General features: G+C 30.4%; 15 protein-coding genes. All 15 read right to left on the bottom strand.

The window, feature by feature from the left end:
• Positions 1–223 precede the first annotated feature (223 nt).
• The 15 genes from cwlD to Q3287_RS12110 all read right to left on the bottom strand — a co-directional run bounded on the left by cwlD (position 224) and on the right by Q3287_RS12110 (position 9,470).
• Positions 224–928 (bottom strand): N-acetylmuramoyl-L-alanine amidase CwlD, encoded by a 705-nt coding sequence (gene cwlD, locus Q3287_RS12180; RefSeq protein ID WP_074179374.1) that lies wholly within the window; start codon positions 926–928, stop codon positions 224–226.
• A gap of 529 nt (positions 929–1,457) precedes the next feature.
• Positions 1,458–1,850 (bottom strand): 30S ribosomal protein S9, encoded by a 393-nt coding sequence (gene rpsI / locus Q3287_RS12175; protein WP_003421105.1) that lies wholly within the window; start codon positions 1,848–1,850, stop codon positions 1,458–1,460.
• A gap of 28 nt (positions 1,851–1,878) precedes the next feature.
• Positions 1,879–2,310: a 50S ribosomal protein L13 gene (gene rplM, locus Q3287_RS12170; RefSeq protein WP_021382526.1), complete on the bottom strand. Its 432-nt coding sequence runs from the start codon at positions 2,308–2,310 to the stop codon at positions 1,879–1,881.
• A gap of 119 nt (positions 2,311–2,429) precedes the next feature.
• The gene (truA, locus tag Q3287_RS12165; protein ID WP_074179356.1) at positions 2,430–3,161 is read right to left on the bottom strand and encodes a tRNA pseudouridine(38-40) synthase TruA; all 732 of its coding nucleotides are present in this window, start codon (positions 3,159–3,161) and stop codon (positions 2,430–2,432) included.
• 29 nt (positions 3,162–3,190) lie between these two features.
• Positions 3,191–3,994: an energy-coupling factor transporter transmembrane protein EcfT gene (locus Q3287_RS12160; RefSeq protein WP_054275571.1), complete on the bottom strand. Its 804-nt coding sequence runs from the start codon at positions 3,992–3,994 to the stop codon at positions 3,191–3,193.
• Positions 3,988–4,854, bottom strand: coding sequence for an energy-coupling factor transporter ATPase (locus tag Q3287_RS12155; RefSeq protein WP_054275570.1), 867 nt, complete (start codon positions 4,852–4,854; stop codon positions 3,988–3,990). Before Q3287_RS12155 ends, Q3287_RS12160 begins: the two co-directional genes overlap by 7 nt.
• Positions 4,842–5,675 (bottom strand): energy-coupling factor transporter ATPase, encoded by an 834-nt coding sequence (locus Q3287_RS12150; protein WP_054268686.1) that lies wholly within the window; start codon positions 5,673–5,675, stop codon positions 4,842–4,844. The genes Q3287_RS12155 and Q3287_RS12150 overlap by 13 nt, the downstream gene beginning before the upstream one ends.
• Before the next feature lie 119 nt (positions 5,676–5,794).
• Positions 5,795–6,136 (bottom strand): 50S ribosomal protein L17, encoded by a 342-nt coding sequence (gene rplQ / locus Q3287_RS12145; protein WP_003421117.1) that lies wholly within the window; start codon positions 6,134–6,136, stop codon positions 5,795–5,797.
• Between the two features lie 20 nt (positions 6,137–6,156).
• Complete coding sequence (locus tag Q3287_RS12140) at positions 6,157–7,104, bottom strand: DNA-directed RNA polymerase subunit alpha (protein ID WP_003427733.1); 948 nt, start codon at positions 7,102–7,104, stop codon at positions 6,157–6,159.
• A gap of 77 nt (positions 7,105–7,181) precedes the next feature.
• Entirely contained in the window at positions 7,182–7,805 is a 624-nt protein-coding gene (gene rpsD / locus Q3287_RS12135) for a 30S ribosomal protein S4 (RefSeq protein ID WP_021382518.1), read from the bottom strand.
• Positions 7,806–7,837: 32 nt separating this feature from the next.
• Positions 7,838–8,236, bottom strand: a complete 399-nt coding sequence (rpsK, locus tag Q3287_RS12130; RefSeq protein ID WP_003421122.1) for a 30S ribosomal protein S11 — start codon at positions 8,234–8,236, stop codon at positions 7,838–7,840.
• A gap of 35 nt (positions 8,237–8,271) precedes the next feature.
• On the bottom strand, positions 8,272–8,643 hold the full coding sequence (gene rpsM / locus Q3287_RS12125) for a 30S ribosomal protein S13 (RefSeq protein ID WP_021382517.1): 372 nt from the start codon (positions 8,641–8,643) through the stop codon (positions 8,272–8,274).
• A gap of 152 nt (positions 8,644–8,795) precedes the next feature.
• A complete protein-coding gene (gene rpmJ, locus Q3287_RS12120; protein WP_002509257.1) occupies positions 8,796–8,909 on the bottom strand; it encodes a 50S ribosomal protein L36 in 114 nt (37 codons plus the stop codon).
• 35 nt (positions 8,910–8,944) lie between these two features.
• Positions 8,945–9,163, bottom strand: a complete 219-nt coding sequence (infA, locus tag Q3287_RS12115) for a translation initiation factor IF-1 (protein WP_003421127.1) — start codon at positions 9,161–9,163, stop codon at positions 8,945–8,947.
• A gap of 37 nt (positions 9,164–9,200) precedes the next feature.
• The gene (locus tag Q3287_RS12110; RefSeq protein WP_021382520.1) at positions 9,201–9,470 is read right to left on the bottom strand and encodes an RNA-binding protein; all 270 of its coding nucleotides are present in this window, start codon (positions 9,468–9,470) and stop codon (positions 9,201–9,203) included.
• Positions 9,471–9,476 lie beyond the last annotated feature (6 nt).

Genomic DNA, 9,476 nt, shown 5'->3' with positions numbered 1-9,476 from the left:
GTTTATAAATTAACCTACTGTTTAATTTTCAAAGTTCTTTTGTCGTATTTTTGTGCTCCTTTTGGGCACTCATATATAATACCATCTATATGATTTCAAGTCAACGCTTTTTTAACTTTTATTTTAAATATTTTTTTGTCAAAACAAAAATAGCCTATATTAATGCATTTTAACTGCTTTAATACAAGCTATTTACATATTCAGACTTATTTATATAGTAACTTTAACTTAGATATTTTTGTATTCCTATGTATATCGCCCATGCTATCTTCTCTTGATATGTTTCATCAGTCAAAAGTTTACATTCTTTTTCATTCGATAAAAAACCACACTCTATTAGTACTGATGGAATATTGTTCTCTTTTAAAAGATATATATCATCTCTAGGCTTGACTTCTCTATTATTTGTTTTATCTACTACTCTTTTAAGTTCTTCTTGAATACACTTTGATAGCTCTTTACTATCTTGTTTGTCTTTAGGATAAAAAGTTTGAGCTCCATAGTATTTTGATTGTTCAAATGCATTGAGATGTATGGAGACGAACATGTTAGCATTAGAATTTGATATCATTTCTTTCCTATTTTTCAAATTTTCATTATACTTTTGTCTTGTTGTTTTATTATTTCCCTCTTTGTAAAGACTACTATCATCTTCTCTAGTCAATATTACAAGACCTCCGCTTGATTCTATAAGCTCTCTAAGCTTAAGTGTTATAGCTAAGTTAATATCCTTTTCAGATGTGCTCTTATCCTTATTTAACGCACCTGGGTCAATACCCCCATGACCAGCGTCTAAAATTATTGTTTTATTTGTTACTGGCATATACTTAATAACATCTTCAGATATATTTTTCACTTCAAATATTGACACTATTACTAGGCACACCATAACAAAACTAAAAATTATATGTTTTATGTACTTTCTCACAACATCACCCTGTATATGTATACTTATAAAAACACTATAATATTCCAAATATTAGTACAAACATTTAAATTCTCCTTTTCTAATTATCAATTTCCATTTATTATATTGATTTATCAATATCGATATATGTGCTTTCAATATTATATATTATTAACCTCTTTAATTTAATACTCTTATCTACTATTGAATAACTATTATTTTGACAACAAATCATATAATTTATAATAACATAGTCTACGAATTATACTAATGTATATTCATAGACTATGTTATTATAGTATATAAAATTTTTAATTATTAATATATAAACTACTTTTGTTAATAATGCTATTGCATTAAATAAATCTAATGCATAGTCTTTCCATTATATAAATAAAAAAGGATGCTTTCCCTACAGAAAAACATCCTAATAAAATATCTTATTATTTTATTGTATATCACTCTTAATTCAAACCCAACATTTTTAACATACAAATACTTTTTAAATAAAAATATATAAAGTATTTTGTTTTTCCAAAAAAATAAGTAATTATCTTTTTGAGAATTGTGGAGCTCTTCTTGCTGCTTTTAATCCGTATTTCTTTCTTTCCTTCATTCTTGCATCTCTAGTTAAGAAACCTTCTTTCTTTAAAGCAGGTCTTAAATCTAAATCAGCTTTTAATAAAGCTCTAGATATACCATGTCTTATAGCTCCAGCTTGTCCAGTGAATCCTCCACCTTCAACTTTTACTATAACATCATATTTATTTTCATTTCCAGTTAAAACTAATGGTTGTTTAACATCTCTTATTAGTGTTTCATAGTTAAAATAATTTTCTAATGCTCTTCCATTTACTAATATATTTCCTTCACCTGCAACTAGTCTTACTCTAGCAACAGAACTTTTTCTTCTTCCAGTTCCATAATATTGAACGTTAGCCATTATAAACTCCTCCTTTCACCTATTAATCTTACTTAAAGTTTAAAACTTCTGGATTTTGAGCTGCATGAGTGTGTTCAGCACCTGCGAATACTCTTAATCTAGTCATCATTCTGCTTCTTAATTTGTTCTTAGGTAACATACCACTTACAGCATGTGCTATAACTTCTTCTGGTTTCTTATCCATCATATCTCTGTAAGATATTTCTTTTAATCCACCTACATAACCAGTATGGTATCTGTAATATTTTTGATCTAATTTTTTACCACTTAAAACTATCTTTCCTGCATTTACTACAACAACAAAATCTCCACCATCAACGTGAGGAGTAAATGTTGGTTTATGTTTACCTCTCAATACTGTCGCTATTTCTGTTGCTAAACGACCTAGTGTTTTACCTTCAGCGTCAACTAAGTACCATTTTCTTTGTACATCAGCTGGCTTAGCTATATAACTTTTCATAACTGTCCCTCCTTAACTATTTCTCATAAAATTTTTTTACCGTTTATGTCAAGTCCGGGGCAAGTGGACTTATTAACACATTCTCATATATTTTAATACATGTAGCCTGGTGTGTCAAGTTAATAATGAACTTTTTTAAGAAATAATCCTTGTGCTGGAGCTGTATGTCCACATTTTGACCTAGTTTTAGATTCTATTATATCTAAAAATGACTCATTAATCCTACCACGACCTATATCAATAAGTGTTCCAACAATAATTCTTACCATATTATATAAAAATCCATTTCCACTAATTTCTATGACAATTAAGTCATCATTTTTATTGATATCAATATCATATATAGTTCTAATTGTATCTTTTACAGATGAACCAGTACTCATAAAACCTTTAAAGTCATGTGTTCCTAAAATACTCTTTGACTCTAAACACATTTTATCAAAATCAAGTTCATATTTTACTTGATACGATATATCACTAAGTATCGGATTTCTAAACTTGCTATTATATATTAAATATTTATATGTTTTACCTTTTGCACTATACCTTGAATGGAAATCTTCCTTAACTTCACATGCTTTTATAATTGATATATCCTTTGGTAGTTTAGCATTTAAAGCCATTGGTATACTTTCTACATTTATGTCTGAATTAATTTTAAAATTTGCAATTTGACCAATAGCATGAACTCCTGAATCAGTTCTACCTGACCCTATGAGTTTAACTTCTTCCCTTGTTATATCATATATAGCCTTTTCTATTGTACCCTGTATTCCTAAAGAATCAGGTTGTTTTTGCCATCCACAATAATTACTGCCATTATATTGGATTGTAATTTTTATATTTCTCATACTTTACCTCGTTTATATCTATGTTTCTATTAAATTACTATAAATCTAGTAGCTATAATCACGCCTAAATAAACAACTTGGAATACACATGCTATATAGTCTCCCTTTGCTATGACAGACTCTCTCATTTTAGTTCTATTGTGTCCACCTCTATAACATCTAGCTTCCATGGCCATAGCTAATTCATCAGCTCTTCTAAACGCACTCACAAATAATGGCACCAAAAGAGGCACTAAGTTCTTAGCTCTATTTATAAGGTTTTTACTTTCAAAATCTGCTCCTCTAGACATTTGAGCTTTCATTATTTTATCTGTTTCATCCAATAATGTAGGAATAAAACGTAAAGCAATTGTCATCATCATTGCAAGCTCATGTACTGGTAAACCAATTTTTTTAAATGGGTTAAGCAATCTTTCTATACCATCTGTTAATTCTATTGGAGAAGTAGTTAGAGTAAGTAAAGATGTCCCAACCACTAAAAATATAAGTCTTATTGCCATAAAAATTGCTTGTCTTAGACCTTGTTTTGTTATTGCTAAAAATCCAAATGACCATATTTCATCACCTGGCAAGAAAAAAATATTTATAAGAAATGTAAATAAAATAATCCATTTAAGAGGCTTTACACCTTTAATAATATACTTAACTGGTATATTAGCTAACTTTATCATACCTAATAAACATAATAAAACTACTATATAAGGCCAAAATTTATTTACTACAAATATAGACACCATAAATACAATTGTTGCTACAAGTTTTATCCTTGGATCTAATTTATGAATAGCAGAACTTGTTGGGTAGTATTGCCCTATAGTTATATCTTTTAACATAATCCTCGTCCTCTCACAACTTTTAATATTTCTTGTTTTGCTTCCTCTAAAGTCAATATATCTTCTCTGATGTTAAATCCTTTTTGTCTCAATTTCAATGCAAGCTCTAAAACTTGTGGAATATCTAATCCTATCTCTTTCAATTTACTAGCATTTGATTTAAATACTTCTCTAGGAGTTCCCATAAATTCTATTCTACCATGATTCATAACAATTAAAGTCTTTGCTAGTTTTGCCATATCATCCATACTATGAGATGACAGTATTATAGTCATATTGTTTTTTTCATGTAAATCCTTTATTAAATTAAAAATTTCATCTCTTCCTCCAGGATCAAGACCAGCAGTAGGTTCATCCAGTATAAGAACTTCTGGGTTCATAGCTATAACTCCAGCAATTGCTACCCTACGCTTTTGACCACCAGATAATTCAAAAGGAGATTTGTCCTTAAATTCCTCATAATCAAGTCCTACAGCTTCCATTGATGCTTTCACCCTATTATGTATCTCAGACTCCTCTAAGCCTAAATTAGCAGGTCCAAAGGCTATGTCTTTATCAATCGTTTCTTCAAACAATTGGTATTCTGGATATTGAAATACAACACCTACCCTTTTTCTAATCTCAGTTAAATTCAAGTTTTTATCTGTTATATTAAAATCATTTATAAATATTTCTCCTGAGGAAGGCTTTAATAATCCATTTAAATGTTGTATTAATGTAGATTTTCCTGAACCTGTATGACCTATGAGACCAACAAAATCTCTATCTTTAATCTCAAAAGAAACATCATCAAGTGCCTTACTTGCAAAAGGCATCCCTTCATTATATATGTGTGTTAAATTCTTTACTATAATTGACATAATTCCATCACCATCTCATCCACAGTTAATATATCACTACTAATATTCATTCCTTCTTCTATTAATAAACTAGATAATTCTGTCATACAAGGTACATCTAAACCGATTTCCTTTAGCATCTTTATTTCACTGAATACTTCTCTAGGAGTTCCCTCTAAGATTTTTTTCCCTTTTTCCATAACCACAACTCTATCTGCCTCTACTGCTTCTTCCATAAAGTGTGTTATATGTATAACAGTTATATTTTCTTCTTTATTAAGTCTTTTTATTGTTTTCATAACTTCTTTTCTTCCAGATGGGTCTAACATTGCTGTTGCTTCATCAAATATTATACATTTAGGCCTCATAGCAATAATTCCTGCTATTGCAACTCTTTGTTTTTGACCACCTGATAACAAGTGTGGTTGTCTACCTCTTAAATCATACATACCTACACTCTTTAAAGATTCCTCTACAATACGCCTTATTTCTTTAGGCTCTACACCTAAGTTTTCAGGTCCAAACGCAACATCTTCTTCTACTATTGTAGCAACTATTTGATTATCTGGGTTTTGAAATACCATGCCTGCAGTTTGTCTTATATCCCATAATCGTTCTTCCTCCTTAGTATCCATTCCATCAATAAGAATGTTTCCCTCAGTAGGCATAAGAATTGCATTTAAGTTTTTAGATAAAGTAGACTTACCAGAACCATTATGTCCTATTATCGCAACAAATTCTCCTTTTTTAACATCTAGGCTTAAATTATCTATTGCTTTAAGTTTTGCTTCATCTGTAATATACTCAAACGAAATATTATTTACCTTTACTATATTATCCATTAATTCATACTCCTTTTAGTAAGCAATAACTTATAAAAATCATTTTACACATTATTATATCACACCTGAGTCAAAAAAATAAAAAAAAGATTAAGCCATCAAGCCTAATCCTTTCCTTACTATACTAATTCTATAAAAGCCATTTCAGCAGCATCGCCTTTTCTTGGCCCTATTTTTATTATTCTAGTGTATCCACCATTTCTCTCAGCATATTTTGGAGCTAAATCTGTGAATAAGTTATTAACTACTGTTTCATCCATAACATAAGCTAAAACTTGTCTTCTAGCATGAAGATCTCCTCTTTTAGCAAGAGTTATCATCTTTTCAGCCATTCTACGAGTTTCTTTCGCTCTAGTCACTGTAGTTTCTATTCTTCCACTTCTTAGTAAGCAAGTTACTAAGTTTCTTAACATAAGGTTTCTGTGAGCTGTTTCACGTCCTAATTTACGGTACTTAGCCATTCTTATCCCTCCTTTGCTCGCTATTCTTCACTTGGTTTTAATCCTAGTCCAAGTTCCTCTAGTTTTTGTATTACCTCTTCTAATGACTTCTTACCTAGGTTTCTAACCTTCATCATATCATCCTCAGATTTATTAGCTAATTCTTCAACTGTATTAATTCCCGCTCTCTTTAAACAGTTATATGATCTAACTGATAAATCTAATTCTTCTATAGTCATCTCAAGAACTTTTTCTTTTTGATCTTCTTCTTTTTCTACCATGATTTCAACACTACTTACATGTTCAGTTAAGTCTATAAATAGATTTAAATGCTCAACTAATACTTTCGCAGCTAATGATATACCCTCTTGAGGATTTATACTACCATTAGTCCATACTTCTAGCACTAATTTATCATAATCTGTTTTTTGACCAACTCTTGTGTTTTCCACATGATAACTAACTTTCTCAACAGGAGTATATATTGAATCCACAGGTAAAACACCTATTGGAACATTCTCTGTTTTATTTTCTTCAGCAGAAACATATCCTCTACCTTTATCTACAAATATCTCCATATTAAGTTTAGCATTATCATCTAATGTAGCTATTGCTAAATCTTTACTTAATATTTCAACATCTGGAGGACAGATTATATCTGCACCTGTGATAGAGCATGGTCCTTGAGCCTCTATTTTAAGTGTTCTACTTCCTTCACCATCTATAGTTGCTGAAAGCTCTTTTAAAGTTAATATTATCTCAGTAACATCTTCTTTAACACCAGGTATTGTAGAGAATTCATGAAGAACTCCATCTATTTTTATAGCATTTACCGCTACACCTGGTAATGATGATAATAATATTCTTCTTAATGCGTTACCTATAGTTATTCCATATCCTCTTTCTAGAGGTTCTATAACAAACTTACCATATCTATAGTCTTCGCTAAGCTCAACTATATCTACTTTTGGCTTTTCTATTTCTATCATGGACAAAACCCTCCTTAAAATTCAGTAATCCACTGAGGGTAAACAAAATTTTAAAATAATTTTTAAAAGTGTGCTTATTATTTAGAGTAAAGTTCTATGATTAAGTGTTCAGCTATCTCAAGGTCTATATCTTCTCTTGTTGGAACACCAACTACTTTTGCTGTCATTCCTTCTACATTAGCTTCTAACCATTTAGGAGCTATTCTTGAGTTAACTTCTACTAAATTTTTGAATTTTGCAGAAGATCTTGATTTCTCTTTAACTTCTATAACATCCCCAACTTTAACTACTAATGAAGGTATGTCTACTTTATTTCCATTTAAAGTGAAATGACCATGAGCTACTAATTGTCTAGCTTCTTTTCTAGAAGATGCTAGTCCCATTCTGTAAACTACATTATCTAATCTTCTCTCTAATAAACTTAATAAGTTTTCACCTGCTTTACCAGGCATATTTTCAGCACGTTCATATAAGTTTCTAAATTGAGTTTCTAAAACTCCATATATTCTTTTAACTTTTTGTTTTTCTCTTAATTGTAATCCATAGTTAGAAACTTTCTTTCTCCCTTGGCCATGTTGACCTGGAGCATAGTTTCTTTTTACTATAGCACATTTATCTGTATAACATCTATCACCTTTAAGGAATAATTTCATTCCCTCTCTACGGCATTGTCTACATGATGCACCTGTATATCTTGCCATTTATCTACACCTCCTATTTGTACTCTTCTTAATTACACTCTTCTTCTCTTTGGTGGTCTGCATCCGTTATGTGGGATTGGAGTAACGTCTTTTATCATAGTTACTTCTAGTCCAGTTGCTTGTAAAGCTCTTATTGCAGCTTCTCTTCCTGAACCTGGCCCCTTTACGAATACCTCAACACTTTTTAGTCCGTGTTCCATCGCAGCTTTTGCAGCTGTTTCAGCAGCCATTTGAGATGCAAATGGAGTTGATTTTCTTGATCCTTTGAATCCTAATTGTCCAGAACTTGCCCAAGATATAGCATTTCCATGAACGTCAGTTAAAGTTATTATTGTATTATTGAAAGTTGATTGTATATGAGCATGACCACGTTCTATATTTTTACGTTCTCTTCTTCTAATACGTGTAACTTTCTTTTTTGGTTTAGCCATTTTCCTTTTCCCTCCTTCATCTAATTATTATTTATTTATTTTTTCTTTTTACGAGATACTGTTTTTCTAGGACCTTTTCTAGTTCTAGCATTAGTCTTAGTTCTTTGTCCTCTTAATGGAAGACCTTTAGCGTGTCTTATTCCTCTATAACATTTTATATCTCTTAATCTCTTTATGTTTAAAGCAATTTCTCTTCTTAAGTCACCTTCAACTAAGAAATCGTCATCTATAACTTTTCTTAAATCATTAACTTGATCTTCTGATAAATCTTTTATTCTAGTATCTGGATTTATCTCAGCCTTAGCTAATATTTCGTTAGCAGTTGCTTTACCTATACCATATATATAAGTTAAGCCTATCTCCGCTCTTTTTTCTCTAGGTAAATCTACCCCAGCTATTCTTGCCATGATCGCACCTCCTACACATAGTTTTTAGTGTTTAAAACTTCGTATCATATACCAATCCTACGCCAGATTGTTCAACGATTTTAACGTTCTTTTGTTAACATCACAATATAGTATTATACTATAAATTTTAACAAAATACTAGTAATAATTTCTTATCCTTGCTTTTGCTTATGCTTTGGATTTTCACAGATAACCATTACTTTTCCTTTTCTTTTTATTACTTTACATTTTTCACATATTGGTTTTACTGATGGTCTAACCTTCATTATTAATCCCTCCTTAGACTAAATATTAATATAGTCTACTTCTTACGCCAAGTAATTCTTCCTCTTGTAAGGTCATATGGAGAAAGTTCAACATTCACCTTGTCACCTTCAAGAATTCTTATGAAGTTCATTCTTAGCTTTCCAGAAATGTGGCATAATATCTCATGTCCATTTTCTAGTTTAACTTTGAACATAGCATTAGGTAAAGCTTCTGAAACTGTACCTTCTAATTCTATAACATCTTTTTTGGCCATTAACTAACCAGCCCTCCATTTCAATAAGTTAAATTATCTAATTTAACTTAGTAAGTTCAGCTCTTAAAAAAGAATCTGTAATTTCTTGTCCAGATACTACTCTTTTTCTAACTTCATCATTAATAAAATTATATTTTTTTAAGTGCTTCACTTTCTTTAACTTAGGTTTGTCAAGTTTTCTTTTCTTTCCATCAGCTATTAATACATATTCATTATTAACTATTTTGACTACGAAAAATAAATTTCCTTTATCTCGTCCTAATGAAACTTTAACAACTTGACCTATACTTAAATTATCTGATAGCACTTTTTT

Origin of the sequence: Clostridioides sp. GD02404 (genome assembly GCF_045898275.1) — a bacterium.
Lineage (GTDB): Bacteria > Bacillota > Clostridia > Peptostreptococcales > Peptostreptococcaceae > Clostridioides > Clostridioides difficile_A.
The sequence above is the reverse complement of the archived record's forward strand: the minus strand, read 5'-3'. Positions and strand labels throughout refer to the sequence as shown.

Bases quoted from the DNA above. Each gene is read 5' to 3' on its own strand.
- rplQ (WP_003421117.1), bottom strand. From the start codon at position 6,136: ATGGCTAAGTACCGTAAATTAGGACGTGAAACAGCTCACAGAAACCTT.
- rpsD (WP_021382518.1), bottom strand. From the start codon at position 7,805: ATGGCAAGATATACAGGTGCATCATGTAGACAATGCCGTAGAGAGGGA.
- truA (WP_074179356.1), bottom strand. From the start codon at position 3,161: ATGAGAAATATAAAAATTACAATCCAATATAATGGCAGTAATTATTGT.
- Q3287_RS12155 (WP_054275570.1), bottom strand. From the start codon at position 4,854: ATGTCAATTATAGTAAAGAATTTAACACACATATATAATGAAGGGATG.
- rplM (WP_021382526.1), bottom strand. From the start codon at position 2,310: ATGAAAAGTTATATAGCTAAGCCAGCTGATGTACAAAGAAAATGGTAC.
- rpsK (WP_003421122.1), bottom strand. From the start codon at position 8,236: ATGGCTAAACCAAAAAAGAAAGTTACACGTATTAGAAGAAGAGAACGT.
- rpmJ (WP_002509257.1), bottom strand. From the start codon at position 8,909: ATGAAGGTTAGACCATCAGTAAAACCAATATGTGAAAAATGTAAAGTA.
- Q3287_RS12160 (WP_054275571.1), bottom strand. From the start codon at position 3,994: ATGTTAAAAGATATAACTATAGGGCAATACTACCCAACAAGTTCTGCT.
- rpsM (WP_021382517.1), bottom strand. From the start codon at position 8,643: ATGGCAAGAATAGCTGGGGTAGATTTACCTAGAGAAAAAAGAGCGGAG.
- infA (WP_003421127.1), bottom strand. From the start codon at position 9,163: ATGGCCAAAAAAGATGTTATAGAATTAGAAGGTACAGTTTCAGAAGCT.
- Q3287_RS12140 (WP_003427733.1), bottom strand. From the start codon at position 7,104: ATGATAGAAATAGAAAAGCCAAAAGTAGATATAGTTGAGCTTAGCGAA.
- Q3287_RS12150 (WP_054268686.1), bottom strand. From the start codon at position 5,675: ATGGATAATATAGTAAAGGTAAATAATATTTCGTTTGAGTATATTACA.
- rpsI (WP_003421105.1), bottom strand. From the start codon at position 1,850: ATGGCTAACGTTCAATATTATGGAACTGGAAGAAGAAAAAGTTCTGTT.